Origin of the sequence: Legionella sp. PATHC039 (assembly GCF_026191275.1) — a bacterium.
GTDB classification, from domain to species: domain Bacteria; phylum Pseudomonadota; class Gammaproteobacteria; order Legionellales; family Legionellaceae; genus Legionella; species Legionella pneumophila.
The window spans coordinates 2,707,659-2,733,554 of sequence record NZ_JAPHOP010000001.1; the positions used below are offsets into that span (position 1 = coordinate 2,707,659).

Sequence of the window (25,896 nt, forward strand, 5' to 3'; positions counted from 1 at the left end):
TCTGTTTACTTTAAAATAATTAGATTGTAGACTGCCTGTCTAAACCAGGCTTCATAGTCAGGAATAGTGCTTAGGCAAAACACAGGGTAGTTTTCTTTTTATGTTCGAGTTGAAACGTGATTTAAATTCTCTTCCCTTGACCTGGTTGGGACGCTGCGTCTATTTTTTATCTTCTTACAAAAGAAGTAATGCAAAAAAAAATATCGAACGTGTTTTTCAATTCTCCCTATCACCTGCTGAAAAAAAACGTTTATGCATGGCTTATTATTCTCATATTATAACCAATATTAAAGAAATTATTTTATACGCGTTGGTTAGTAAAAAATCTTTGGAAAAGCGTATCAAAGTCATCGGTATTGAGCATTTAGAGAATGCTTTAGGTAAGGGAAAAGGAATTTTAGTGTTCACTGGACACTTTGGTAACTGGGAGTTTGCACCTTTATTCTTTCTTGACAAATTTAATGGCAAGGATCTTGATTTTTATTGTGTTCGCAAAAATTTGCGTTTTGCTTTTTTGGACTCCATTTTTTTGCGGCGATTTGAAAATTGCGGCTTTAAGATTATTAGTCATAAAAATGCGGTGAGTCAGACCCGCAGGGCTTTGAAAAGCAATGCCATTGTGTTTTTTCCTTTCGATGTTTGCCCTTCTTCGAAAATTAAAAATAAGATAAAAACCGACTTTTTAGGACAGAAAACGGAGACTAATCTCAGTTTGGCCTATTTAGCAAGTCTTTATGATTCATGTGTGTTATCAATCACTTTTTATCGCACCAATAAAAAGCAACATGTAGTGCATATTTATCCGGAGGTAAAACCGGTTGTTTGTCCGGACTATAAAAAGACCCTTGTCGAAAATACCCAACTTTATAATAAAAGATTGGAAGAGATGTTATTGCCTTATCCTGAGCAATGGTTATGGTCATACAAGCGTTGGAAAAATAATGGCTAACCATCATTTGTCCAAAATTCGAGTGACTTTTGCAGGGCTTATTTTTTACTGGATTTTGCCTCTTCGCAAGCAAATTGTATTGAGTAATATCGACCTCGTTTTTAAAAATACAGCGACCTCTGCTGAAAAAACAAAATTGGCCAAAGCGTTTTACTCTCATGTCGCATCTACTCTGAAAGAACTATTTTGGATGAATTGGGCAGGTTCTAAAAAATTGAATAAAAAGATAGAGATTCATGGTTTAGAGGATTTGCAAAAAGCTGTTGACCAAAGGAAAGGTGTTTTTTTATTAACAGGTCATTTAGGGAGTTGGGAACTAACTTCTGTATTAGGTTCTTCACACCTAATCCCTCAGTTCGGAAATTTCAATATTGTCAGACGCCCTATTAAAATAAAGTGGTTGGAAAATTTATTATTTAATAGAATTAAACGTTACAAGTTAGGTGTTATCAATAGCATCGGTGCTCCGAAAAAAATAAACCAAGCCATAAAGAATAAAGAGTTGGTGCTTTTTGCTATGGATCAACATGCCCAACTAGAAAATAAATCAGGGATCGCTGTCGAGTTCTTTGGAGTTAAGGCCGGAACATACCGGAGTTTGGCCTTTTTTGCCCATAAACATCAAACACCGGTTGTTCCGGTATCCGGCTACAGGCAACACAACGGCAAGCACGTTATTAAATTTTATCCAGAGATAGAATGGGAATATCATGCAGACAAAGAACAAGCTATCTATCAAAATACCCTTCGCTATAATCAAGTGCTTGAACAATTAATTTTAGAGCACCCGGAGCAATGGTGGTGGGTTCATAGACGATGGAAATTATAGCCTTATAGATTTTGACTTATCGATAGTAAATCCCCATTAATACTACAATAGAGATATAATTTTGCCTGCACTGAGAATTTGTCATAATGGACTTAGGCGCACTAACAAATTCTTTCATAATTTTTTTACGCTCATTAGTGCTCTGCTTTCCATTTACATGAGGGTTATATTCAATACAAATTGATTATTTAATGGCGCTTTTAAAGCGCTTTGCGAAACAATTTGGAGTCAAAGAGCAAGAGCCCCTTGACTATCAGATAGTTGTAAATTACTTCAAATCGTTTTTTTGAGCCCAATTTCCAGATTGCGGATTCGAATCAATTGTCATTGAGGGTTTAAAGAATCCTACAAGTGAGTTGTTAGAACTTGGAGAAGTCTCAGGATGTTTTATTTGTAATCCTTCAGCTGAAATCGAAATAGCTGCCTTTAATTCTCTTTGACTGGTTTTAATAGTTGATAAACTATCTCTTATCATGGTTTCAAAAACCACCAATTCATTTGGTTTTATTCCTAAACCTGAATTAAAGGTAATGGTTCCATTAACAATGGCTTCCTTTCCAAACCGTGTTGTTCTTCCTTTAGAAGCATAAATAGTTGAACTCACCCCAATCTCTGCAAGACTGATTGCAAGTCTAGAAGCAAAACTGTGATGTTGTAGATACTCACCTTCTTTTGCACCATAACATACACATAACACTATCGTGATGCTATCTCCTCTTTTTAATCCAGCGCTAGCTAAAAAATGAACAATTTCATCGGGAGTTCGACTCACGCTTATCATTGATTCTTTTGAATCACTAAAGTATAAACCACCAAGAGAATTAGAACCTTTACCGCAATGACCCGTTATAAATACCAGGCTATTATTATCTATCTTACCAACCGTCTTAAGGATCTTTTCTTGATTTTGTTCTGAACGTAATACCACTAGAGGACTATTTAAAGCACTCGCTATTGCTAAAGCAGAGTGTCCATTTCCAACTTTTTCTAAATTACTATGGTTCATCGACAGGTCAGCTGTATTCGGATTTTCTAATGCTATATTTTCTTGATCGAGGCTTTGAGTGCTAATAACAAGTCGATTAGTGGATTTATCCAGAGCTTCCGGTGATTGTTTTTGATTTGTTTGTGATATTGAAGCTTGAACTTTTAATCCAGTAGCTGATATTTGGGAGTTTTCGCTAAACTTAGTAATACTCTTGAACTGTGTATGAGTAAGACCGAACCCGAATTTATGCTTATTTACATTTCCAGAATTTACCGATGCTTTATGCAAATTATGTAAGTCACTGTATTGTTTTTTAATTAAATTCAGTGCCGTTTCAGCATCTTTTCTCGAATCAAACTCAAACCACACCATGCTCTTTCCTGTTCTCACTATATGACGTGCTATATCTTGTATGCTTGTAATCATTTTCCTATCTCCGTAAAGATGTGTTGGTTTCAACTCAATCCGGGGCTCGATTAAAAACGTTCTTTTCCTATTTACTGTTCGGTGTTTAACCTGAAATAGGCAACGTGAAATATCAAACCTTCTTAAGATGGAGTTGAAAATAAATTAATAAGGTGTTTGCGTGCTTTATTTAAAAAATTCAAATAAGCGCTTATTATTGGAGATAGGTGTCGGGAATAATTTTATGGCTCGGAAAACGAGCTACTACGTGGAAACTAATAAGAATATTAGACTTAAAGGTTAGTTGCATAATTAAATCATCAACTTTAAATTGATAACAATAATATCACATTGATCGTTTTTTATGAATACTTTCGCTTGGCGGTCTCTGAGACACTGTAGAGATTAACGAATGAATCGGGCATATTATTCATCCCTAAACAAAACAGCCTAGGTAGGGATATGGGTAATCTCTCACAAGGAATGTAGTCTTTAATGGTTAAAAAACATCCTGTTCTTATAATTGGTGGTTATGGTAATTTCGGTAAATACATTGCCAAAGTACTTAGCCGAGACACACGAATTGCCCTGTCAATTTCGGGTCGAGATCGACAAAAAGCAGAGGATTTAGTAAACAGTATAAAATCAGCTAATCCTATAACCATTTACAGCTGTGATATTTTTCAAAACCCAGCGGAAACTCTTAAGCGGGTTAACCCCTATAAGGAAGATTTCAGCCCAATTGAAGGTCAAATATAGCCTGTTTGTCATAGATAAGATCAAAAAGTATAATTATCAGAGAGCATCAAACTATAGATTAACTATTATGAGTACAACTATTGATGAAGCAACTAAGCACTTAGATAATATGGTTAAATTATTAAAAGAGTTTAAGAAGGAAGTCAAAGCTCAAAAATTCAAGTCAGAGTGGAATTTCGAAAATTCCAGTACCATTTTTGCAGAATTCAATAGCGAACTGAATGAACTAAAAAAGTTAAAACATCATAATCTTGCAAGAGTAATTGTGGAAGATTTAGGTCAGGTCATCGAAAAAAATGATCTCAATATGAAACTGATAATTACAAATAAGGATACGACACAAAATATAGTTGAACTTGAAATGGCTAGTAATCTCAAGAAAAAAGAGTTTTATAAAAAGGGGATCGTGATAGCCACAGATACATCAGCTATCAATCATGAATTAATGAAATATGTTAGTGAGGTCACGGTTAATTGTCACTGGTCCAGGAAAAATAGAACATCCTACAACAGCACGAGGGAGCTAGTTGATACTGTTGCCAACGAACTGCAGCATGAGAAGCAGTATCCGCGGCTCAAGCGATTAGCCATTTTAGGTTGCGACACAGCGGATATAACCCCTCCCGAGGTTGAAACCAAATCATCTTCTGCAATGTTATATGTTTACCAATGTGAAAAAAATAACGCAGCTACCCCAGATAGGAAAAAAATACAAAGTTTCCCTTGTTTTGTACTCACAATTTCACAAGGACAATATCAGCTCCATTATTATATTGACCAAGACAAAGAAGAAACCTGTGGGGAAATGGTTAAGATTACTAAGCAAAAAAAACTCAAAAATAACTATAAGGTGTTAGCGGTTTGCGATAAAAATGATATCCCCCTCATACCCGATAGTATCTTAAAGAACATTTATGATAAAACAAATTCCGCGAAAATAAATGGTGTAAATAACCCCTACTTACATAGAGGCGCTACCGTAGGCAATGTACAATCAAGAGAAGAGTGGAGAAATCGGAAAAAAAATATTCCCGCACTCTCGTGTGGTTTATTTAAATTTGATAATAAAAAAATTCACAACTCAAATTTAGCTGAAAGAGCGGCTTTAATTATCAATAATAGCCGGAATAACGTTAAAGTTAAAGGCTATTTAGTACCAATTACCCCGGATGAAAACCACGGATTTATGAAACCAATGACAATCCACGAGGACACGCCTTGTAAAGCAGTTATAATTGACCATGGGCAGTAAAAGCCGTGTGATTTTGCCGCCAAGAATAGGAATGCCCCTTAAAGCAGGTATGGAAAATACTTTCGTAATCATTGTTAAAACGTAATATACAATCTTGCTGCGTTTCTTTTGTTGTATTTTAACAACGTAGCAATTCCCTTCAAAATCCATGTGAAATACTCTGCGATTTGAAATTGAAGCATGCTTCTCAATTAATGCAATTAATCATTTCTGTTCAGTCAATCTCGTTATCTTAGGTTAAGACATACCAGAACCCCAGCATGTCTTAATCCTGTCAATTTCATTGCTCAGGGGAAATCATCTTTTCCGGTTTCACAAATGCAGCAAATTGCTCGGCGGTTAAAATTCCCAGTTTCACGGCGGCTTCTTGCAATGAAATATTGTCATGATGAGCGGTTTTGGCGATTTTAGCCGCTTTATCATAGCCAATGTGCTGGTTAAGAGCAGTAACCAGCATGAGGGAGTGGTGTAAATAGTAATCAATTACCGGCTGATTAGGCTCTATTCCCTCTGCGCAAAATTCCTGGAAGGAGTGGCAGCTATCGGCAAGCAGGTTTAATGAGTGCAATACGTTAAATATGATAACCGGTTTAAACACGTTTAATTCAAAATTGCCTTGGCTGTCAGCAATTCCAACGGCTGTATCATTACCCAGTACCTGGGCGCAAACCATGGTCATGGCTTCGCATTGTGTCGGGTTGACTTTGCCTGGCATGATGGATGAGCCTGGCTCATTTTCTGGAATAATCAGCTCACCAATCCCGCAACGAGGTCCTGAGGCGAGCCAGCGTATGTCATTGGCGATTTTCATTAATGCGCAGGCGAGAGTTTTCATGGCACCGTGCGCATGCACCAGGGGTTCATGAGAAGCCAGAGCGGCGAATTTGTTAGGAGCGGTCACAAAAGGCAGCTTGGTGATTTTAGCGATGTGTTCAGCGACTTTGGCTGCGAATTGCGGATGGGTGTTCAATCCGGTTCCAACAGCAGTGCCCCCGGCAGCCAGCTCATATAATTCAGGCAAGACTTCTTCCAGACGGTGAATGCACGCATCCAGTTGGGCAACATAACCTGAAAACTCTTGTCCCAAAGTCAGTGGAACCGCATCTTGCAAGTGGGTTCTGCCAATTTTTATGATGTTTTTGAAAGCGTCCATTTTCGCTGCGAAAACATGACGTAAATTGCGTACAGCAGGTAACAATTTTTCGTTAAAAGCCATCGCCGCTGCAATATGCATGGCTGTTGGGAAGGTGTCATTCGATGATTGAGACATATTGACGTGATCATTGGGATGAATAGGGGACTTGCTTCCTAGGGTGCCGCCAGCCAGCTCAATGGCCCGATTGGAAATGACTTCATTGGCGTTCATATTCGATTGTGTGCCGCTTCCTGTTTGCCAGACATGCAAGGGAAAATGCTCATCCAATAGCCCTTTGCTCACTTCTTCTGCTGCCTGAACAATCAAATCCGCTTTGTCTTTTGGTAATTTGCCTAACTCAAGATTCGTCAGGGCGGCTGCCTTTTTCAGGATGCCAAAGGCATGGGTTACTTCGCGTGGCATAATGTCTTTGCCTATATTGAAGTGATGCAATGAACGTTCGGTTTGGGCGCCCCAATATTTATCAGACGGGACTTCAATTTCACCCATGCTGTCTGTTTCTACACGTGTTTTAGCCATGTTATCAATTCCTTAGCAAAGTTAATCTGTTGATTATGTTTATTTATGTCTAGCTGCTTTATCAGCGAGTTGGGAAAGAATAAAATCAATCGCCAAAATTCTAGCATAGCAGACGTAAATTGGTAATTTTTGTTATAGTGTCATTATCGAAATGAGGAATAATTGGCTGTGAGAACAATACGTATCTATCAACCCGGAGAATACCAGCCGGGGCAAGTTCTGGAATTATCGCCTGAGGCGGGGCAGCATGTTGGTGTAGTCTTGCGCATGGAGCAAGGTGAACAACTGACACTGTTTAATGGGGACAACAAAGAGTTTACAGCATCGATTGAGAGGGTCAAAAAAAAGCAGGTATTCGTTAGAATTGCCTCTGTTCTTGAGGTGAACAGGGAATCCCCATTAAAGATACATTTGGCTCAAGCCATTTCCAAGGGCGATCGGATGGAAATGGTGATGCAAAAATCGGCAGAGTTAGGTGTGGCATGCATTACACCTATCATTACCGAGCGTTGCCAAGTTAAAATAGACAAAGAAAAAATGGCAAAAAAAATGCACCAATGGCTTAACATTATCATTGGAGCTTGCGAGCAATGTGGGCGTAATCAAATTCCAGAGTTGCGACAGCCAGTTTATTTGGATCAATTTGTCAGAGAAGCCAAAGAACATCTCAAGCTCATTTTGCATCCGGCATTTAGCAAGACATGGCGCGATTATCCTGTCCAACCTCCTGATGTTGCCTTGATTATTGGCCCGGAAGGTGGTTTCAGTGATGAGGAAATTAGATTGACCAGTGGTCATGGATTTCTGCCTTTGTCACTGGGGCCGCGAGTATTACGTACGGAAACCGCGGCAATAACTGCGTTAAGTGTTTTGCAAGCTGCAGGAGGTGATCTATAATAGACTTCTTTCCAAATCGGTATAAGCTGCGTCTTTTGTTTTATAGCTCTATTACAAGTATTTCTGGAGTATTATATGTAAACTACTCTTTTTGAAAATCTTGTGTTTGCTCTAAAACAAAACACACAGGATACACAGGAAAGATTTTGGATCGAATAGCATAATCTGGTCTTCGACCAGACCTTTATATTTCTAATAACTGAGGTTTATTTATGAGTGATCATATTAAAACAGTAACCGATGCAAGCTTTGAGCAGGATGTTATTAATTCATCCAAGCCTGTTCTTGTTGATTTTTGGGCTGAGTGGTGTGGACCATGCCGTGCATTGACACCTATTCTGGAAGAAGTGGCAGCCACTCATAGTAAGGATATGACGTTTGCTAAAATCAATATCGATGAAAATCCTCAAGCTCCAGCTAAATTTGGTGTGATGAGTATCCCAACGTTGATTCTTTTTAAAAATGGTCAGGTTGAAGCAGTTAAAATGGGTTTGCTGTCTAAATCCCAATTAAGTGCTTTTGTTGAAAGTAATTTGTAACGGTATTAAAGTTAAAAAGCCCTGAGATGAAAATTTATTTACAGGGCTTTTACTTTTTTATGGGGCTTGTGTTAAAATTAACCTACTTAAAGGGATTTTTTCTTAAAGATTTAAAAGTTAAAATCAAAAAAGTCAAAATAACTTTTTATTTTTAGTTTAAAAATGTTGGATCTTGTTGTAAAGCTGTGATAGCCTGTACCTATATGTGACATACTTTAAAACAAGTGAGCCACATAGGCAGCGGATTCCTTAGCTGCTATTCCCTAACATAATTTTTTCTTCGGATATTCAATTCATTTAAACAACAAATCAAGTGAGAAGTATGAATCTTAGTGAACTTAAGCAATTACCTATTGCCGATCTCGTTAATATCGCTCAAGAGATGGGTGTGGAAAATACCTCCCGTATGCGCAAGCAAGACATCATTTTCGCCATCCTTAAAGCCCATGCTTTAAAAGGGGAAGACATCCATGGCGATGGTGTTTTGGAAGTTTTGACTGATGGTTTTGGTTTCTTGCGTTCCGCTGATGGCTCCTATCTGGCGGGCCCTGATGACATTTACGTCTCTCCCAGTCAAATCAGACGTTTCGGTCTTCGTTCGGGGGATACTATTTCTGGTAAAATCCGCCCCCCCAAAGACAGCGAACGCTATTTTGCTTTATTAAAAGTTGATCAAATTAACTACGATACACCGGATAGCGCAAAGCGTAAGATTTTATTTGAAAACTTAACTCCCTTGTTTGCTACCGAGCGTCTGGTTATGGAGCAAGGTAATGGCAGCACAGAAGATCTCACGGCAAGAGTAGTTGATTTATGCGCTCCTTTCGGCCGCGGACAGCGTGGTTTGATCGTGTCACCTCCGAAAGCAGGTAAGACATTAATGTTGCAAAACATTGCTCGCTCTATAGAAAAAAATTATCCTGAATGCTATCTCATTGTTTTGCTGATTGATGAACGTCCTGAAGAAGTAACGGAAATGCAGCGTTCTGTCAAAGGGGAAGTTGTTGCGAGTACTTTTGACGAGCCCGCCAATCGCCATGTCCAGGTTGCCGAAATGGTAATAGAAAAAGCAAAACGTCTGGTTGAGCATAAACGTGATGTGGTTATTCTGCTGGATTCGATCACTCGCCTGGCCAGAGCTTACAATACGGTTGTACCGGCTTCAGGTAAAGTACTGACTGGTGGTGTTGATGCGAATGCCCTACAAAGACCCAAGAGATTGTATGGTGCGGCACGTAACATAGAAGAGGGCGGCAGTTTAACTATTATTGCAACGGCTCTGGTAGACACGGGTTCCAAAATGGACGAAGTGATTTACGAAGAGTTCAAAGGTACAGGTAACATGGAAATCCACTTGAGTCGTAATATTGCCGAGAGAAGGGTTTTCCCTGCGATTAATATTAATCGCTCTGGTACTCGCCGTGAAGATCTCCTGTTGAGTCCCGAAGAATTACAGCGCACCTGGATATTGCGTAAAATCCTGCAATCCATGGATGAATGTGATGCGATTGAATTCTTATTGGAACGCATGAAGAATCATAAGACAAATGCCGAATTCTTTGATGCAATGAAGCGTCAGGAATAATTTAAATGATTAATTAACCCCGTAATTAGCGGAGCATAATTCGGGGTTCAAATTCACCTTATTTTCAGGTTTATAATTCATGCTCATAGCCTGTATTGAGCTGTGCTGGTACGGGTTTACAGTAAGCTTCTTTTTGAGATAATTAATGAAGTATTCAGATCTGAGAGATTTCATAGCCCAACTTGAATCACGTGAATTATTAAAACGTATTGATTATCCTGTATCACCTCATCTTGAGATGACCGTAGTCAGCGATAAAGTGTTGCGCTCAGGAGGGCCAGCCCTTCTGTTTACCAATACACCCAATTACAACATGCCTGTACTGACCAATCTTTTTGGTACGGTAGAGCGCGTGGCTTTGGGAATGGGTGAGGAATCAATAGTGGCTTTGAGGGAGATTGGAAAATTATTGGCTGCTTTAAAGGAACCCGATCCTCCCAAAGGCTTCAAAGACGCTTTTAGCAAGTTGCCCTTATTGAAACAAGCCCTGAATATGGCACCCAAATATGTCAGTGGAGCCGAGTGCCAGACTCATGTGTGGGAAAAGGATGAAGTGGATTTAACGTTATTGCCCATCCAAACGTGTTGGCCCGGAGATGTTGCTCCTCTAATTACCTGGGGTTTGGTTACTACTCGTGGCCCACACCAGTCTAGAGAAAACATGGGCATCTATCGCCAGCAACTATTAAGTAAAAACAAATTGATCATGCGCTGGTTATCTCACCGCGGAGGTGCTTTGGATTACCAGGCCTGGCAACAAGAATATCCCCAAGAACGTTTCCCTGTTGCGGTGACTTTAGGCGCTGATCCAGCCACCATACTGGCAGCAGTTACTCCTGTTCCTGATACTTTGTCTGAATACGCTTTTGCGGGCTTGCTTAGAGGACAACGAACCCGGTTGACTCGATGTATTGGCAATGATTTGCATGTTCCAGCCAGCGCAGAAATTGTTTTGGAAGGTTACCTGGAGCCAGGAAATGAGGCAGCCGAAGGGCCTTATGGCGATCACACCGGTTATTATAATGAAGTCCAATCTTTTCCCGTTTTTACGGTAGAGCGTATTACTCATCGCGATAAACCTATTTACCACAGTACTTATACCGGAAGACCGCCAGATGAGCCAGCCATTTTGGGGGTTGCCTTAAATGAAGTGTTCATTCCCTTGTTGCAAAAACAATTCCCAGAGATTGTGGATTTTTATTTGCCGCCAGAGGGATGCTCTTATCGTTTGGCTGTAGTCACTATAAAAAAGCAATACCCAGGACATGCTAAACGTATTATGATGGCTGTTTGGTCTTTCTTGCGCCAGTTTATGTATACCAAGTTCGTCATTGTTTGTGATGATGATGTGGACGCGCGCAATTGGCAAGATGTCATATGGGCAATGACCACACGCATGGATCCGTCCCGCGATACAGTCATGGTAGAAAATACACCCATTGATTATCTGGATTTCGCTTCCCCAGTTTCAGGATTGGGTTCCAAGATGGGTATGGATGCTACCAGTAAATGGCCAGGAGAAACACAAAGAGAATGGGGTAAACCAATTACGATGGATGAAGATGTGCTTAAAAGAGTAAATGGTTATTGGTCCTTGTTAGGATTAAAATAATGACAGATAAAATAATTCAAGCTCAGGTGGAGGACATTTCCCCTTTAACGGACAGCATCGTGCGATTGGTCTTAATGCCTGATGAATACGTTGATTATCAAGCTGGACAGTATTTGCAAATCCTGTTTGCAAATGATGCGTTTAGTTATTCAATTGCAAATGCGCCTTTAGGTTCTCATCGTTATGAACTACATATTCGCCATAGTCAGGACAATGATTATCATCAATCGTTATTGGCTCATATCAAACAATATGGATCTCTGCGCTTAAGATTACCTTTGGGTGAATGCAGTATCGATCAATTACATCCCCAAAAACCCATTTTATTCATTGCTGGCGGGACTGGATTTGCGCCAATTAAAGCCATGATTGAGCAGTTACTAGCAGATGCGGACAGTAGGCCATTTGAGTTATTTTGGGGAGCACGCTCGCAAAGCGATTTATACATGGATGAAAAAGTAAGGAGTTGGCGCTCTCATGCCAGCCACTTCCAATATTTTTCTCTATTATCCGATAAAAGTGAGGATACTTTGGCTTCTCGAGTTCTTGCCAGGCATGCAAACATTCTACGGGACTGGCAAATTGTCATCAGCGGTCCTTTTGATATGGTGTACAGTACTCGTGATAGCTTTGTTGGTTATGGCATATCGTCTACCCAGATGTTTTCAGATGCCTTTAGTTTTGAATCCAAAACAGATGATGCAAAAAACTGAGTGGAATGGAGTGAATTAATGGAAACTTTATATCAAATTTTAGGACTCATTGGCGCCGGATTGATTATTTTTATATTGTACCGATTTATTAAGGGAAGCCCAGAGCAATTTAGCAAGGAAAATATGAGCAAAAGCTTTATGACGATGGGGGTTTTAGGTCTGATTTTAATAGGTTTTATTGCCTTGCTGGTGTTGATGTTGAGGAATACATAACCAGCTCCATGCCCTGTTGGCATCTCCACCTCATAAGTTAGTGAGACGAGATAGCTTTCTGATAACTGCCCTTGTTTTTAATTAAATAATCATCAATATTGGGGTTGTTGATAGGCTCCTGACTCGTATCAGGAAGTAACTGGCATTCTTCGACATAAGTTATTTGGCTGCTGTCATCAACTAATAGGCGGTACCATGGGTTTCTTGTTGCGAATTCATGCTGAGTTGCCCGGGGATTGTATTTTCCTGAGGCTTGGAATATGGGATCCACATCAATAACAATCGCCCGGTATCTGATGCGTTTATGAATAACCAGATCACCGATATTGTATTTGGCTATTTTATTCATAATGGGCTCCGTTTTTGAGCATTATGACAAATATATCGGTAATTCCGCTTTTAACTTGAGCTTACTGAATTAAAGTGTGCGCGGGGGATTTCCCATAAATCCTGGCTAAAATAATCCCCGCTTCATAAAGCAAACACAAAGGCAAGGCTAATGCAACTTGAGAAAAAACATCAGGGGGCGTGAGTAGCATACCAATAATAAATGCCCCAACTATCACATAAGGCCTGATTTTTATAAGTGTCTCAACCGTAGTGAAATGAGTTTTTACCAGTACAAGACAAATTAGTGGAACCTGAAAAGAAAAACCAAACAAAAGCAGCATCCGCGTAATGAAATCTATGGCGTAAGCCATATCAGGCATGAGCCGCACTCCTTCCGGAAGGGCCTGAGCAAAAAACTGGAACATATAAGGGAGGACAAGATAAAAGCAAAATAGTGTCCCAAAGACAAAGAGCAAAAGACTTAAAATGATGGTGCCTCTGATTTGTTCCTGCTCGTTTTTATAGAGTCCCGGACGCATAAAACGCCAAAGTTGCAATAAAGCAAAGGGAGCAGTGAGCAACAAAGCGGTATCCACTGCAAGTTTTAAAGGGGTGAAAACCGAGGAAGTAATCTGTGTGGCAATCAAGCCCTCTTGATTCGGTAAAGAACGCAATAACGGCCTTACCAGGAGATGAAACAGCTGGTCTGATATGAAAAAAAACAATAGTGCTAAAGCGCCAAACCAGAGAAGGGTATAGATTGCTCTTTGCCGTAATTCAATTAAATGAATTAACATAAAGCTCATTGGGGTTGAATGCCGAGATCATAGAATAAACCATTCCATTTGATTTTTCTAATTTTGATCATTGCCTGACACAGTAGCATATGAACCCATTGCTATGGGTCCAATTCAAGCCGGGAAAGGAATTCTACTTTTAACACCGATTCTTTCAGGTCGGATTTCTTTCAGACGATTGAATTGATCAACAAAAACAACAGTGGGTTCATGTGCTGCACAATCTTCTTCCAGAATTTGTGTAAAAGAGGCGATAATAACCAAATCACCAGGGGTTACCAAATGAGCTGCCGCTCCATTGACACAGATATCCGTTGAACCCTTTTCACCTGTAATGGCATAAGTTTCAAATCGGGTTCCGGCAGTGATGTTCCAGACATTAACCGCTTCATAGGGCAATATGTTTGCCACTTTTAAAAGCTCTGGTGAAATGGTGATACTCCCTTCATAATCCAGATCCGCCTGTGTGACGCAAGCACGATGAATTTTTGATTTAAGCATTTTTCTATAAGCCATTATTTACTTCCTAAATTTAAGCCTGGAAAAAGCAATTGGCTAAATACGACTGACTTTATTTGTTACATGGCTTTTTCCAGATTGAAATAACTAAAAAAAATAGATAAGAATATCAACCTTGGTCATTGTGGTTGAATTTTACCCCATACCTTGGAGTTTACGCTATATAAATTTTTAAAATTAAGGGAGAAGGCTTTGAGTTATTGCGTATTGTCGGGGTTTGCTGGCACTTGACACTAACCTACGGTAAAATTAACAGGCTTCCCCAATAGGGTATACCTTGTGATGTCAACAAGATTACTGAATTAATTTTATCCTAACATAGGTGATAGAAAGTGAGGCATAGCCCACGTAAACGTTTTGGTCAAAATTTCTTACAAGACAAATTTATTATTAATGAGATTCTATGCGCTATCAATCCTTTGGCGGATGATAATATGCTGGAAATTGGCCCTGGTTTAGGCGCTTTAACTCGGCCATTATTGCAAAAACTGAATCGATTAACAGCTATTGAAATCGATACGGATTTACAAAACTATTTAACCCGCTTGCCCGTATCTCAAGGCAAACTGAATTTAATTCCTGCTGATGCGTTAACTGTTGACTTTTGTCAATTCGGCCCCCATTTAAGAGTAGTGGGTAATTTACCTTATAATATTTCTACTCCATTGCTGATCTATTTATTGAAATTTATAACTTGTATTGATGACATGCATTTTATGTTACAAAAAGAAGTTGTAGAACGAATAGCAGCAGTCCACGGGACTAAAGCCTATGGGCGACTAAGCGTGATGTTGCAGTATCATTGTGAGGTAGAGTATTTATTTGATGTTCCTCCAGAAGCGTTTGAGCCCAAGCCCAAGGTAGACTCAGCAATAGTTCGATTAACACCTTATCGTGTTTCGCCTTTTGAGTCTATAAACACCGAGAAACTGGAAAATATTGTTGCGAAAGCATTTGCTATGAGACGCAAAACTCTTACTAATAATTTGAAAGGGATTATCTCATTATCTCAACTCAATGATTTAGGTATTGATGGAGGTAAGCGGCCAGAACAAATTTCGGTGGCGGAATATGTCCAACTAGCGAAATTTATTTCCAATTAGTGTAAAATTATATGATAAGTTATTGTGGAGGTTATCTTGTTTCATCGTCAGCGTAAAAGCTCTTTATCTGCTCAGTCCAAATCATTAAAAGATTTAATCCGCATAGTGACCGCAGAGCAGTTTCTGAGTGAAGAGAAACGCCAGGTATTACTCCAGAAAATGAGGGCATTGAGCGGGTTGGAAGCATCTCGTTATGAGAGTTTATGTTCTGTTCTTGTCGAGAATCTGGTGAACTATTGTCAAAATTTGCCGGAAACCGCGAACAGTTATTATTCCCAGCCCGGTGGTTTGGTCGATCATGCTTTAAACAGAACAGAAGCCGCATTGAGTCTATTCAAGGAGTTTACCGTTCAAGAACAGCCAGATTTGCTTTCCGAGGAACAGAAGCTTTGGCAATACGCTCTTTATTCAGCGGCAATTTTACAAGGCATTGGCAAATTATTTGATGAGTTTCGCATTAATTTATTTGATAGCAATGGTCAATTGTTAAAACAATGGAACCCTCTATTAGAAAGCTTAATCCAAACTGGAAGTTATTATGATTATCAGTTTGAGAAAGAAGCAGACGCGGAGTTCCGTCGCCGGCTTAACTTGTTGCTGGCCAGAACTTTGATGCCGGCCAGTGGTTTTGCCTGGATTGCCTCCAATCCCGAAGTATTGGCTGTTTGGTTAGCTTTACTGAATGAAGATTATCGTTCTGCTGGTACTTTGGGCGCTATTTTAATTCGGGCTGATGCCATTGCGATACAGCGCTATTTTCTGGCGTTTATGGCACGAAGTGGGGCAAGACGAAGTGGCCGTTATGGCCGAGCTGTAACTTTTACCGGCGGTGTACCCGAATCCGTAACAGAAAAGGAACAGGCAATAGGGGTCGAATTCATCCAATGGCTTATCAAATCGTTGGATGAAGGTCGAATTATGGTGAACAAGGCTCCGTTGTTTATGGTTCCTGGCGGCATGCTGATGTGCCCTGAAATGTTTCAATTGTTTGTTCGTGAGCATCCTGAGTATAAAAATTGGCAAGCTATACAGAATGGGTTTTTATCATTAGGACTTCATGGCCGGGATGCGGGGGACAATGTAACCAGTCGTTTTGAACAGGCTCATACTCAGCAAATGTATACCGGAGTCGTTTTTGCAGGATATGGGGTTGCTTTGCCCAACTCTGTACAGGTGCATCATTTGAATACTGGCAAAATAGAATCCATGTCAGCACTGGAGTTAATTCATAAATCACAACACACCAGCCAATTTACACAGCAATCAAGTGCGATTGCAATAGCGCCTTTGCAACGATTGGCAGCAAATGGCCAATGGCAGAATATTGAGCAGGATATGTCCCAATTGACATTTGGAGCAAAACGCGGTGCCTGATTATGCAATAGGGGATGTACAAGGTTGTTATGATCCTTTACAACGTCTGCTTGAGCTAATTGATTTTAACGAAAAGGAAGATTGCTTGTGGTTTGTTGGGGACTTAGTCAACCGCGGTCCTGATTCATTGGCTGTATTACGTTTTATTTATTCCTTACCTGTGAAACCCAAAATAACCTTGGGTAATCATGATTTGCATTTATTAGGCTTATTATTCGGCGGGCAACCCTGGAAAGGTCATGATGATACACTTGAAGAGGTGATGCTGGCTGATGATGGAGAGGAGCTTGGGCATTGGTTGCGCAAGCAATCCCTTCTTTGCAGGTCATCTGAGTTAAACTTAGTCATGTGTCATGCAGGTATTGCTCCTTTATGGGATTTATCGAAGACCGTGGGCTTGGCTAATGAGTTGGAAGCGGTGCTTTCAGGCGATTCATATCACGAATTTTTCGCCCATATGTACGGCAATAAGCCGGATATTTGGTCAGATGGTTTGGTTGGACTGGATAGATTACGAGTCATTACCAATTATTTTACCCGGATGCGATATTGTGATGCCCATGGACGATTAGATTTCGGTTATAAGGGGACTTTATCCAAAGCCCCCAATCATCTGTATCCCTGGTTTGAAGTGCCATGCCGAAAAGAAATTGAAATGGATATCGTTTTTGGTCATTGGGCGGCGCTCATGGGGCAAAGTTCTCATCCTCGGATTCATGCGATAGATACCGGATGTCTTTGGGGAGGGCAATTAACGGCATTACGCCTGCAGGACAGGCAGCGCTTTTCGGTACCCGGGTATGGGGTTAATCATTTTGAATAACTTTGATGTATAGGCATTTTTATAAACACAGGCGATAACAACGGTGAAATTTTTAAATAAAAGCACAGCATTGTTACCGGTAATTATTTTATCGGGCCTGATTAGTTTTCATGCCGCAAGTGCCAAGACCTCTTCAAATACTGGCAGTTCACTTTATTCCTGGACAGAAAATCCTTTAGCTGAAGCTCAGAGAGTGGAGCAAGCGGAGGAAAGACTAAACGCAGCTATCGCCAACCCGGAATACATGCTGAAAAATTGGATAGAGTTGCCTACCTCGCCTGAATCAAAAAAGAAAACAAGGCATCAGTTGACGATAAGAGAAGCCATACTGTTGGCCTTGCGTTATAATCCTAATATCCAGAATGCGGAATTAGACCGTATTATTCAGCGCTATCAATTGCGTTTGGCTAATAATGAGTTTGAATTGCAATATGCTCTTGGTGCCTCAGGCGTTGTACAGAAAAGTACTTTTGAAGGGATAGGCAGCGCTACAAATCATTCATTTCTGGCCAGTCCTGAATTGGATTTGAAAACCAAATTGGGGACGAAAGCGTCCGTATCCATCGATAACAATGTTTCCACCAACAACAGCTATAATCCGGTATTGAATTTATCTATTACTCAGCCTTTGCTCCGTGGATTTGGCAAGTCAGCGAATGAAGCAAAACTGTTGGATGCGATTGATAAGGAATGGCTAAATAAATTAAGTTTACAGCAATCGGTTATGGATCAGATTACGCAGGTGATTACGGCCTACAGGGCTTTGATTTTAAGTGGGAACAATTTAGAGAATCAGCGCTTGCAATTGGAAGAAGCCAGAAAATCCTATCGTATTAATGAAAAAAAGATTGCAGCGGGACAATTAGAACCTACCGGAAATATTCAGCAATCCTACCAGATAGAATCTTTGAGTTTGATGGTAGAACAAGGTGAAAATGATTTTAAATTAGCCTCTCAGGAATTATTGCAAATGATTGGGCTTGATCCGGATTTGCATATTTCAGTTCCCAGTGATGTGACGATAAAGGAAATTATAGTGCCTGACTTGCAAGAATCCATTGCCATCGCATTAAGTCACAATACTCAGTATCTGGCCCAGAAAATGGCCTTGCGTGCGGATGAGAGGGCTTATACTGTTGCAAAAAATCAGCAACTTTGGCAGCTTGATTTGGCGGGTACTGTGCAAGGCGGCGCAGTCAATGATGTCACCGGGACTAGCAGTGGTTTAAGCAGCATTTACAATGGGAATAATATCACGGAATCAGCCAGGGTCACCCTGACCATTCCATTAAATGACATTGGCCGGCGCAGCCAATTAATTAATGCTAAAGTCCAGTTGGAAAAAGACAAAATCAATCTTATCGCGGCCAAAAGAGCTTTAATTACCAGTGTAACCAATACCATCAATAATATTCAAAGCTTGGCCAAGCGCTATGAGCTGGCACAAAAGCAAGTCAAATTGGCAGAGCAGTCTTACGCTTTGGAAAAGAAAAAGCAACAGGCAGGAATATCCAGCGCCCTAGATGTGAACAATACTCAGAATCAATTGATTCAGGCACAATCAGGGTTGATAGGGGCAAAAATTGCTTATCTCAATCAGTTATCCGCGTTGCAAAGGATTTTAGGGACGACGCTGGATTACTGGCAGATTAAACTAAGGTATGGTGGATGAACAATTATCTGAAAATATTCTCTATAGTGTCATTGATTTTAATGCTGGTTTCTTGTGGCAGTTCTGATAAGCCGCAAACCTCTTCATTAAAAACGTATGAAGTGAAACCTCGACCGTTACACAAGACCTTGCATTTTACCGGGACTGTGCAACCCATAAGGGAAAGCAGCCTGACCAGTCCAATGGAAGCCGTTGTTGAAACCATGCATTTCCATTATGGCCAGATGGTTAAAAAGGGAGAGATTGTTTTAACTTTAAATTCCAATGAATTGCAAAAACAGTATAACGACACATTAACGGATTACTTAAAGGCGAAAGACAGTTATTCCATTGCCAAGGCAAAATTTGTAGGAACCGAGGAGCTGTGGAATGCCGGGTTAATCTCCAAAAACAATTACTTAAGTGAAAAATCCGGGTTGGATACAGCGCGAGTCACTTTGATGCAGGCCACTCGCAAGCTTTCTGAAATGTTGGAAAAAATGGATGATAAAAACACTCAGAATATATCCAACCTCAGTCTGGCTGATTTTGACAAAGTGAGGAAGATTCTTACCTCAAATCATAATCTGATTCATTTAAAGGCTCCCAGTGATGGAATAATGCTGTACCCTCCCAAATCAGGAGAGGATAAAAACAATCGAGTGACCGTAGGATCGACTATAAAGTCAGGGCAAGTCATTGCCTTGATAGGCGATTTGAAAGGAATCAGTGTGGAAATTGATGTCCCAGAGATAGATATTGATAAAATTCGCTCGGGAATGGAGGCAACAATTAGTGGCGTTGCATTTGGCAGGCATCAGCTGAAAGGTAAATTGGTGGCGGTGAATGCGCAGGCATCGAATACTAGCACGGGTGGATTACCCTCCTTTACCGCCGTAGTGGAGGTCAATTCCCTAACTCCTGAACAACAGTCATGGATTAAAGTGGGGATGAGTGCCTCCATAGAGCTGAATGTGGAATCGAATAATCAATTGTTGATCCCTATCGCGGCGGTTAAAAGGGAAAAAGGCAGCAGCGTTGTTCAGGTCCAATTAGCCAAGGGGAAAGTTCAGAAACGAATGATTACTACCGGTGCCGCTCAAGCCGATTCAGTAGTGGTTGAAAGTGGCCTTAAATCAGGAGATGTCGTGGTTTATGATTGACAGACCTTTAATCCAACTTTCTGATTTGGTGAAGACTTATCACCTTGAAGGTATCAGTACCACGGTATTAAAAGCAGTGTCTTTGACCGTAAACGAAGGTGATTTGCTCGCTATTGTCGGTGCGTCCGGCTCTGGTAAATCCACGTTAATGAACATCATCGGCTTATTAGATAAACCGGATGCAGGAACTTATACCTTAAATAATAGAAATGTGGCCAGCTTAAGCGACGATGAGGCGGCTGATTTGCGCAATCAAAATATAGGCTTTGTTTTTCAGCAGTTTAATTTGCTTCCTCGTTTTACAGCAATGCAAAACGTGGCTTTGCCTTTGACGTACCGAGGGGTCAATCCCACTTTGATAAAAGAAAAAGTGGAACAAGCATTGGATAAAGTGGGAATGCGCCAATACATCCGCCACAGGCCAACTCAATTATCTGGCGGTCAGCAGCAGCGAGTTGCTATCGCCAGAGCGTTAGTGACCGACCCACAGGTTATTCTCGCTGATGAGCCGACCGGTGCGCTGGACTCAAGAACAGGTAGCGAGGTAATGAATTTGTTTTTGGCCTTACACCAGGAAGGCCGGACTATTATCATGGTGACCCATGATGAGCACGTGGCCGCGCAATGCAAACGCCGAATAACCTTAGCCGATGGAGCAATTATAGCGGAGTCCGGGCAATGAATTTTCTTAATCATTGTCAACAAGCCTTGGTTAATTTAACAGCATCCAAGCTCCGATCGCTTCTGGCTGTGCTGGGAATATTGGTAGGGACTGCCGCTGTCGTTGCCTTGATTAGCTGTGGACAACTGGCTACCGAGAAGGCGTTGGAGCAATTCAAGGCATTGGGTACCGATTTGCTCGCTGTTTCTGTTTATCAAAAGGTGCCCAGCAAATCCCATAGTGAATCCGACTCGTTAACAATAGATCAATGGCAGCAGATAGCCGAGCGTATCCCTTATGTGCTAAGAATTGCGCCTTACAGCACGGCTTACCAAACTTTAAGCTTTAATGGCAAAGTGATGCAGGGGGCGGTGATTGGCGCCGATGAAAGCCTTGCTGATATTATCCATGTGACCTTGGCGCAGGGGCATTTTGTTTCCTTTTTGGATTCTTTTGAGCATTTTTGTGTTATTGGCGACAGCCTGGCACAACAAATCAAAGAAACTACCCTGGATGATCCCATTGGCAAGCAATTACGCATAGGACAATCCTTGTATACCATTATCGGCGTTGCCGAGCGTTGGAAAGAAAATGGCTTTTTTAATGAGGACATTAATCAGGCTGTCATTATTCCCCTGGCTGGAATGAGCCTGGTCAGCAAGGACGCCAAAATCAATAATGCGGTATTTCTTCTCAAGCCTGACAGCCCCATTGATGAGGTCATTGATGAAATAAAGGAAATCATTAATTCTCAGGCACCGAAGCTCAGTGTTTTTCCGCGCAGCGCCAAACAAATTATAGCCAGCATGGAAAATCAGGGTCGTATTTTTACCTTGCTGTTAGCGGTCATTGGTGGAATATCCTTGCTGGTTGGTGGCATCGGTGTCATGAATGTGATGCTGGTTTCGGTCAGCGAGCGCAAAAAAGAAATTGGGATTCGCAAAGCAGTGGGTGCGAAAAACAGAGAAATCCAGGCCTTATTTTTAGTGGAGTCTGTCATGCTGTCTTTGCTAGGGGGGGTGCTCGGAGTTATTTTAGGATTGATTTTTACCAGAATAGTCGCTTATTTCAGTGACTGGACTTTTACCGTCTACTTACTTCCCCCAATTGCTGGTTTTCTCGTTTCTGCTGCCACTGGAATCTTTTTCGGATTTTATCCGGCTCGACGGGCCTCGAAACTGGAGCCGATGGTTTCTTTACGCAGTGAATAGTTTATTAGGGTCTGTTGACATTTCTACTATCTTGGCCGAAAAGCCTTGATTTTCTGTGCTCCGTTACTCACATACTTCTATGTGTGCTCCGCTACGGTGCTCGAAAATCAAGACTGTTCTACTCAAGCGAGCGGAATGTCAACAGACCCTAAAGTCCTATGATTCTTTTGTATAAAACAGGATACCCGCTCGCTCAATGTGTTCAAGCAAATCGGGATTGTCTATGGTGTGTTTCAGGGATATATCAACCTTCCAGGGTAACAGTAAATCATCAATTGCATTTTCAATAGCAAGTAATTCAGTGATCCCTAATAAGTTTCCGGTAAGGCAAAGATCAATATCTGAGCCCTGATGATATGTGCCTTTGGCACGAGATCCGTAGAGAATCGCATTATCAATTTGAGGATACTCTTTAAAGACACATTTCAATGCTTCAATAGCATGGCTGGGCAAGCCATACAGATGGTTTAATTGCTCATTCATGCTCTTTCAGACCTTGCATTTTATCCAGGAATGCCTGAAAAGAGGTGTGGTAGGAATTAATAATATTTTTGACAATTTCATCGGCAACAGATTGGTTGTAGGTATGAGAGGTTTGGTTGCGACTTTTAATCATTTCCATCCAGATTTCACCTTCTTTAATTAATCCCTTGTTAAATGATTCGCGTGTTGCATCACGAGAACCAGTAATTGCAGAATTTCCCTGGAAAAAGAAATAATCTTTCATCACATTCCAAGCCAGCTCATGGGTAAATTCAAAGGCTTGAATTAAGCCTTGCTTTTCCAAGTCGGATAAGGGTCTTGTTTGCGCCAGGTTGACGGCAAGTGATAATTGTTGAAGCGCTCTTGCATAATTATTTAACCGTTGTTGCCAGCGAACATCGATATTGGTCATAACTTACTTACTCCAGATTTTGAGGTTGTACCGGTTAATTTAATGAAGCGACTTTATCAAATTATAAAAACTCATTTTATAATGAAAAACACGAGGTATTCCAGAAGCGTGTTTTATCTAAATAGGCACCGGATTTACAAGTACTTTAAGACCATAACCTATATCCCTCTTGCATGACTCGCCTCTTTTTGAAAGGTTGCCAAAAGAAGTTGGATTTTACCCTATTTTACTCACATTTCTGTGATATGCCAAAAGCGTTTTTGTACAATTCCAATAACAAATCACCACTATGATCTCCCGCTGCTTCATCAACAAAAGGCGAACTGTTTAATGCAATAACCACTATTTTTTCATTACAAGGATGATAAATATATAAGACTCTAAATCCCACTGTATCACCTTCATAATACCAATATTTTCCCAATTGCGGCTTATAGCCTTGAACAACACCTAAACCAAAGCCATTAGGATCTTCTGAATCAACATGGGAGATTGGAGTACCCGTTTTCATCGAAATGAGGGATTTTAACTCCATTTGCTGTTTCGGCAGTAAAAAATTGGATGAAAATAAAGCTTTTATCCATTTGGCGACATCCGATGTAGTTGCAACAATAGCACCAGCAGGTCCCGCCATTGATAAATTGTCATTGGTTGCCTTTTGACCATGTTTTAAGTTTTCCACTGTTCTACCATAATAGTAACTTTCCGGCATTTTTTTAAAAAATGTGGGGTATAAGAATCAGTAATATAATAAATCTCTTTTAATTGTAAGGGCTTTAGAATTTTTTCCTGTAATTGATTATGAAAGGAATCATGAGTGACTTTTTCTATAATCATACCCAGAATTAAGTAGTTGGTATCAGAGAAATTATAACCTGAGGTGGGGTGTTTATATCCATATGCTAAATCTACCAGTTCTTCACTAGTCCACTGTTTTTTAGGATTATCAGTAATCGAATCTGCAAGCGTTGGAATCGTTGCATAACCTGGAATGGTACTTGTCATATTAAGTAATTGCTTTATAGTAATGCTTTTCCAGTCATCATATTCTGGCAACCAATCTCCAATTGTTTGGTTGATGTTTAATTTCCCTTCCGCTTCAAGCTTTAAGATTAATGCGGCTGTAAACGATTTGGTTATGCTGCCAATTTGAAAATATGCATTATTTGTAAGGCGTTTTTTTCTTTTATTGTTCTCAAAACCATGGGCTGTTGATATTATTTCAGTTCCGCTTAAAAAAGTCGCACCCACACCTGTAACCAGCTCTTCATTTTTATATTTCTCAATGTATTTATCGATTAATGAGTCAATTGATTTCAATTTAACTTGCTCGCTCGCAAATAAGGGCATTCATAGAATTACTGCGCCCATTAAACTCCAGGTGAATATATTTTTGGTATGCATATTTAACTCCTGTGGATCAAAGCCTCAGTAATACTATGAACACTCATTTCTTTTTATTCTAGTTTACTTACATACAAACACATCTTATAGATTTCCATGAAAGATTACTTTCTGTACAATACTTATTGTTAGGTTTGAATTTCTGGTTCAAGCTTTGTCGGTATATTGCCAGAGAATGACGAATAGACAGGCCAATTTTTAATAAATGAGCTATCTTTTAAGAATACCAGTATGTTTTGAGCGGATTGTTTTTTGTAACAATTAAAGAGAAAGAAACGCTGGGCGAAATACATATTATCAAACAATAAATATAACTGAGGGGAAGAGCTATGAAAAAGTGGGGGCTCGCTATTGTTGCACTGATGTTATTTAACCAAATAACCTATGCAGGTCAAAGCTGGAATCAATGGGTTGCCGGGGTGCGTGAGGAAGCCTTACAACAAGGGATTCCACCCAGTTTATTTGATGAAGCCTTTGCCGGCATTCATGAACCAAGCCGTAAAATAAAAGGTTTTTTACGCTCTCAACCTGAACACAGGTTAACGTTCATGAAATATCGTAATACCAGAGCAGACAATTACCGAATTGTGATTGGAAGAAAAGAGTACAAGAGAAACAAGGAAATACTGGAAGAGATTGCCCAACAATACGGAGTTAATCCTTGCTTTATTGTGTCGTTTTGGGGTATGGAAACCAGTTACGGCTCCTACATGGGAAATTTCCCGGTAATCAACGCGCTGGCTACTTTGGCCTATGATTCAAACCGTAAAGACTTTTTCCGCAAGGAATTGTTCCTCGCTTTACACATCCTGAAAGGCGGGCATGTCAGCCTGGCTGATTTCAAAGGAGAATGGGCTGGCGCCTCTGGTCAACCTCAATTTTTACCATCCAGCTGGGTCAAATATGCGGTCGACTACGATGGGGATGGCCGAAAAGACATATGGAAGAGCAAGCCCGACGTTTTCGCATCCATAGCGAATTACATGAAACAAAACGGCTGGCAGGCCGGAGAGCCCTGGGCTATTCAAGTGAAACTCCCTGCCAAGTTTGATATGAAACTGGAAGGGAAAGGCATAGTCAAACCAGTCAGCGAGTGGAATGCATTAGGTGTGCGCACGGAAAGCGGCGAACCCCTGCCCTATCAAAATTTGCAGGCCAGTATCGTACAGCCTTACGGTGGCCCGACCTTCCTGGCGTTTCCCAACTACAAGATGATCCTGCGTTATAATAACTCCATTTATTATGCCGGGGCTATCGGGTATATGGCTGATAAAATTTGCCAGGGTCAATGATTCGCCTCAATTATTTGCTGGAGACATAAATATCTATGGATGAATTCCACTGGGCCAGGCGTTCAGTGGAGTTCACATACGCCAAGCTTTATAAATCATAGGTAACGTGAATTATGGATAAAATCAGTTGTTATCTCGAACCGCTCGGGCTCAGGAGGCATTTATGCCGTCTCGAAGCCTAGTAGCGGATTTTATGTTTCATGCCAAGGCTTCGAGACGATGCTTAGGCATCTCCTCAGCCCGAACGTACCCTGGGT

27 protein-coding genes are annotated in these 25,896 nt (G+C 40.6%); 18 read left to right on the plus strand and 9 right to left on the minus strand.

All coding sequences use genetic code 11. From position 1 onward, the window contains the following. Positions 1–100: 100 nt before the first annotated feature. Both OQI99_RS12310 and OQI99_RS12315 read left to right on the plus strand, forming a co-directional pair. Positions 101–949, plus strand: coding sequence for a lysophospholipid acyltransferase family protein (locus tag OQI99_RS12310; RefSeq protein ID WP_061513029.1), 849 nt, complete (start codon positions 101–103; stop codon positions 947–949). Next, positions 942–1,778, plus strand: coding sequence for a lysophospholipid acyltransferase family protein (locus tag OQI99_RS12315; RefSeq protein ID WP_061513030.1), 837 nt, complete (start codon positions 942–944; stop codon positions 1,776–1,778). Before OQI99_RS12310 ends, OQI99_RS12315 begins: the two co-directional genes overlap by 8 nt. A 268-nt stretch (positions 1,779–2,046) precedes the next feature. On the opposite strand, the gene OQI99_RS12320 is transcribed toward OQI99_RS12315, so the two are convergent. After that, positions 2,047–3,192 (minus strand): hypothetical protein, encoded by a 1,146-nt coding sequence (locus OQI99_RS12320; protein ID WP_061513031.1) that lies wholly within the window; start codon positions 3,190–3,192, stop codon positions 2,047–2,049. Positions 3,193–3,666: 474 nt separating this feature from the next. Between OQI99_RS12320 and OQI99_RS12325 the strand changes: the two genes are divergently transcribed. After that, the gene (locus OQI99_RS12325; RefSeq protein WP_061513032.1) at positions 3,667–3,930 is read left to right on the plus strand and encodes a KR domain-containing protein; all 264 of its coding nucleotides are present in this window, start codon (positions 3,667–3,669) and stop codon (positions 3,928–3,930) included. Then, positions 3,914–5,182: a lpg2372 family Dot/Icm T4SS effector gene (locus OQI99_RS12330; protein ID WP_061513033.1), complete on the plus strand. Its 1,269-nt coding sequence runs from the start codon at positions 3,914–3,916 to the stop codon at positions 5,180–5,182. The genes OQI99_RS12325 and OQI99_RS12330 overlap by 17 nt, the downstream gene beginning before the upstream one ends. Positions 5,183–5,462: 280 nt before the next feature. On the opposite strand, the gene fumC is transcribed toward OQI99_RS12330, so the two are convergent. Continuing rightward, on the minus strand, positions 5,463–6,857 hold the full coding sequence (fumC, locus tag OQI99_RS12335) for a class II fumarate hydratase (protein WP_061513034.1): 1,395 nt from the start codon (positions 6,855–6,857) through the stop codon (positions 5,463–5,465). Between the two features lie 162 nt (positions 6,858–7,019). On the opposite strand from fumC, the gene OQI99_RS12340 reads away from it, so the two are divergent. From OQI99_RS12340 to OQI99_RS12365, 6 genes are all read left to right on the plus strand, one after another. Beyond that, positions 7,020–7,754: an Lpg2936 family Dot/Icm T4SS effector methyltransferase gene (locus tag OQI99_RS12340; RefSeq protein WP_080447247.1), complete on the plus strand. Its 735-nt coding sequence runs from the start codon at positions 7,020–7,022 to the stop codon at positions 7,752–7,754. A 212-nt stretch (positions 7,755–7,966) separates the two neighbouring features. After that, positions 7,967–8,293 carry a thioredoxin gene (gene trxA / locus OQI99_RS12345; protein ID WP_010948620.1) on the plus strand — a complete coding sequence of 109 codons (327 nt, stop codon included), beginning with the start codon at positions 7,967–7,969 and terminating at the stop codon, positions 8,291–8,293. A 322-nt stretch (positions 8,294–8,615) separates the two neighbouring features. Beyond that, the gene (rho, locus tag OQI99_RS12350) at positions 8,616–9,878 is read left to right on the plus strand and encodes a transcription termination factor Rho (RefSeq protein ID WP_011216778.1); all 1,263 of its coding nucleotides are present in this window, start codon (positions 8,616–8,618) and stop codon (positions 9,876–9,878) included. 145 nt (positions 9,879–10,023) lie between these two features. After that, the gene (gene ubiD / locus OQI99_RS12355) at positions 10,024–11,490 is read left to right on the plus strand and encodes a 4-hydroxy-3-polyprenylbenzoate decarboxylase (protein WP_061513035.1); all 1,467 of its coding nucleotides are present in this window, start codon (positions 10,024–10,026) and stop codon (positions 11,488–11,490) included. Further along, complete coding sequence (locus OQI99_RS12360; RefSeq protein WP_061513036.1) at positions 11,490–12,203, plus strand: NAD(P)H-flavin reductase; 714 nt, start codon at positions 11,490–11,492, stop codon at positions 12,201–12,203. The genes ubiD and OQI99_RS12360 overlap by 1 nt, the downstream gene beginning before the upstream one ends. 18 nt (positions 12,204–12,221) lie before the next feature. After that, entirely contained in the window at positions 12,222–12,416 is a 195-nt protein-coding gene (locus tag OQI99_RS12365; RefSeq protein WP_011947826.1) for a hypothetical protein, read from the plus strand. 37 nt (positions 12,417–12,453) lie between these two features. Here the strand turns inward: OQI99_RS12365 and hspQ are convergent, their stop codons facing one another. From hspQ to panD, 3 genes are all read right to left on the minus strand, one after another. Beyond that, the gene (gene hspQ, locus OQI99_RS12370; protein ID WP_061513037.1) at positions 12,454–12,765 is read right to left on the minus strand and encodes a heat shock protein HspQ; all 312 of its coding nucleotides are present in this window, start codon (positions 12,763–12,765) and stop codon (positions 12,454–12,456) included. Between the two features lie 61 nt (positions 12,766–12,826). Beyond that, positions 12,827–13,552, minus strand: a complete 726-nt coding sequence (gene tatC, locus OQI99_RS12375) for a twin-arginine translocase subunit TatC (protein ID WP_080282132.1) — start codon at positions 13,550–13,552, stop codon at positions 12,827–12,829. A 105-nt stretch (positions 13,553–13,657) separates the two neighbouring features. Then, the gene (gene panD / locus OQI99_RS12380; protein WP_061513038.1) at positions 13,658–14,059 is read right to left on the minus strand and encodes an aspartate 1-decarboxylase; all 402 of its coding nucleotides are present in this window, start codon (positions 14,057–14,059) and stop codon (positions 13,658–13,660) included. Positions 14,060–14,394: 335 nt separating this feature from the next. On the opposite strand from panD, the gene rsmA reads away from it, so the two are divergent. From rsmA to OQI99_RS12415, 7 genes are read left to right on the plus strand one after another with little or no spacing between them, the layout of a single operon-like run. Continuing rightward, positions 14,395–15,165, plus strand: coding sequence for a 16S rRNA (adenine(1518)-N(6)/adenine(1519)-N(6))-dimethyltransferase RsmA (rsmA, locus tag OQI99_RS12385; protein ID WP_061513039.1), 771 nt, complete (start codon positions 14,395–14,397; stop codon positions 15,163–15,165). 36 nt (positions 15,166–15,201) lie between these two features. After that, positions 15,202–16,539 (plus strand): conjugal transfer nickase/helicase domain-containing protein, encoded by a 1,338-nt coding sequence (locus OQI99_RS12390; RefSeq protein ID WP_195911909.1) that lies wholly within the window; start codon positions 15,202–15,204, stop codon positions 16,537–16,539. After that, positions 16,532–17,362 carry a symmetrical bis(5'-nucleosyl)-tetraphosphatase gene (locus tag OQI99_RS12395; RefSeq protein WP_061513041.1) on the plus strand — a complete coding sequence of 277 codons (831 nt, stop codon included), beginning with the start codon at positions 16,532–16,534 and terminating at the stop codon, positions 17,360–17,362. The genes OQI99_RS12390 and OQI99_RS12395 overlap by 8 nt, the downstream gene beginning before the upstream one ends. A gap of 43 nt (positions 17,363–17,405) precedes the next feature. Continuing rightward, the gene (locus OQI99_RS12400; RefSeq protein ID WP_061513042.1) at positions 17,406–19,034 is read left to right on the plus strand and encodes a TolC family protein; all 1,629 of its coding nucleotides are present in this window, start codon (positions 17,406–17,408) and stop codon (positions 19,032–19,034) included. Next, a complete protein-coding gene (locus OQI99_RS12405) occupies positions 19,031–20,176 on the plus strand; it encodes an efflux RND transporter periplasmic adaptor subunit (RefSeq protein ID WP_061513043.1) in 1,146 nt (381 codons plus the stop codon). The genes OQI99_RS12400 and OQI99_RS12405 overlap by 4 nt, the downstream gene beginning before the upstream one ends. Further along, positions 20,169–20,858: an ABC transporter ATP-binding protein gene (locus tag OQI99_RS12410; protein WP_011216765.1), complete on the plus strand. Its 690-nt coding sequence runs from the start codon at positions 20,169–20,171 to the stop codon at positions 20,856–20,858. Before OQI99_RS12405 ends, OQI99_RS12410 begins: the two co-directional genes overlap by 8 nt. After that, a complete protein-coding gene (locus OQI99_RS12415) occupies positions 20,855–22,048 on the plus strand; it encodes an ABC transporter permease (RefSeq protein ID WP_061513044.1) in 1,194 nt (397 codons plus the stop codon). Before OQI99_RS12410 ends, OQI99_RS12415 begins: the two co-directional genes overlap by 4 nt. A 156-nt stretch (positions 22,049–22,204) precedes the next feature. Here OQI99_RS12415 and OQI99_RS12420 read toward each other — a convergent pair whose 3' ends face one another. The 4 genes from OQI99_RS12420 to OQI99_RS12435 all read right to left on the minus strand — a co-directional run bounded on the left by OQI99_RS12420 (position 22,205) and on the right by OQI99_RS12435 (position 24,263). Beyond that, entirely contained in the window at positions 22,205–22,531 is a 327-nt protein-coding gene (locus tag OQI99_RS12420) for a nucleotidyltransferase family protein (RefSeq protein WP_061513045.1), read from the minus strand. Then, entirely contained in the window at positions 22,524–22,943 is a 420-nt protein-coding gene (locus OQI99_RS12425; protein ID WP_061513046.1) for a nucleotidyltransferase substrate binding protein, read from the minus strand. The genes OQI99_RS12420 and OQI99_RS12425 overlap by 8 nt, the downstream gene beginning before the upstream one ends. A gap of 226 nt (positions 22,944–23,169) precedes the next feature. Beyond that, entirely contained in the window at positions 23,170–23,625 is a 456-nt protein-coding gene (locus OQI99_RS12430; protein WP_265732113.1) for a serine hydrolase, read from the minus strand. Next, on the minus strand, positions 23,613–24,263 hold the full coding sequence (locus tag OQI99_RS12435) for a serine hydrolase domain-containing protein (protein WP_265732114.1): 651 nt from the start codon (positions 24,261–24,263) through the stop codon (positions 23,613–23,615). Before OQI99_RS12435 ends, OQI99_RS12430 begins: the two co-directional genes overlap by 13 nt. 413 nt (positions 24,264–24,676) lie before the next feature. Here OQI99_RS12435 and OQI99_RS12440 point away from each other — a divergent pair, with 413 nt between their 5' ends. Beyond that, positions 24,677–25,639: a lytic murein transglycosylase gene (locus OQI99_RS12440; RefSeq protein WP_061513047.1), complete on the plus strand. Its 963-nt coding sequence runs from the start codon at positions 24,677–24,679 to the stop codon at positions 25,637–25,639. Positions 25,640–25,896 lie beyond the last annotated feature (257 nt).

Bases quoted from the DNA above. Each gene is read 5' to 3' on its own strand.
- ubiD (WP_061513035.1), top strand. From the start codon at position 10,024: ATGAAGTATTCAGATCTGAGAGATTTCATAGCCCAACTTGAATCACGT.
- OQI99_RS12325 (WP_061513032.1), top strand. From the start codon at position 3,667: ATGGTTAAAAAACATCCTGTTCTTATAATTGGTGGTTATGGTAATTTC.
- OQI99_RS12415 (WP_061513044.1), top strand. From the start codon at position 20,855: ATGAATTTTCTTAATCATTGTCAACAAGCCTTGGTTAATTTAACAGCA.
- OQI99_RS12365 (WP_011947826.1), top strand. From the start codon at position 12,222: ATGGAAACTTTATATCAAATTTTAGGACTCATTGGCGCCGGATTGATT.
- trxA (WP_010948620.1), top strand. From the start codon at position 7,967: ATGAGTGATCATATTAAAACAGTAACCGATGCAAGCTTTGAGCAGGAT.
- OQI99_RS12440 (WP_061513047.1), top strand. From the start codon at position 24,677: ATGAAAAAGTGGGGGCTCGCTATTGTTGCACTGATGTTATTTAACCAA.
- OQI99_RS12360 (WP_061513036.1), top strand. From the start codon at position 11,490: ATGACAGATAAAATAATTCAAGCTCAGGTGGAGGACATTTCCCCTTTA.
- OQI99_RS12420 (WP_061513045.1), bottom strand. From the start codon at position 22,531: ATGAATGAGCAATTAAACCATCTGTATGGCTTGCCCAGCCATGCTATT.
- OQI99_RS12310 (WP_061513029.1), top strand. From the start codon at position 101: ATGTTCGAGTTGAAACGTGATTTAAATTCTCTTCCCTTGACCTGGTTG.
- rho (WP_011216778.1), top strand. From the start codon at position 8,616: ATGAATCTTAGTGAACTTAAGCAATTACCTATTGCCGATCTCGTTAAT.
- OQI99_RS12425 (WP_061513046.1), bottom strand. From the start codon at position 22,943: ATGACCAATATCGATGTTCGCTGGCAACAACGGTTAAATAATTATGCA.
- OQI99_RS12405 (WP_061513043.1), top strand. From the start codon at position 19,031: ATGAACAATTATCTGAAAATATTCTCTATAGTGTCATTGATTTTAATG.
- OQI99_RS12320 (WP_061513031.1), bottom strand. From the start codon at position 3,192: ATGATTACAAGCATACAAGATATAGCACGTCATATAGTGAGAACAGGA.
- OQI99_RS12315 (WP_061513030.1), top strand. From the start codon at position 942: ATGGCTAACCATCATTTGTCCAAAATTCGAGTGACTTTTGCAGGGCTT.
- fumC (WP_061513034.1), bottom strand. From the start codon at position 6,857: ATGGCTAAAACACGTGTAGAAACAGACAGCATGGGTGAAATTGAAGTC.
- hspQ (WP_061513037.1), bottom strand. From the start codon at position 12,765: ATGAATAAAATAGCCAAATACAATATCGGTGATCTGGTTATTCATAAA.
- panD (WP_061513038.1), bottom strand. From the start codon at position 14,059: ATGGCTTATAGAAAAATGCTTAAATCAAAAATTCATCGTGCTTGCGTC.
- tatC (WP_080282132.1), bottom strand. From the start codon at position 13,552: ATGAGCTTTATGTTAATTCATTTAATTGAATTACGGCAAAGAGCAATC.
- OQI99_RS12410 (WP_011216765.1), top strand. From the start codon at position 20,169: ATGATTGACAGACCTTTAATCCAACTTTCTGATTTGGTGAAGACTTAT.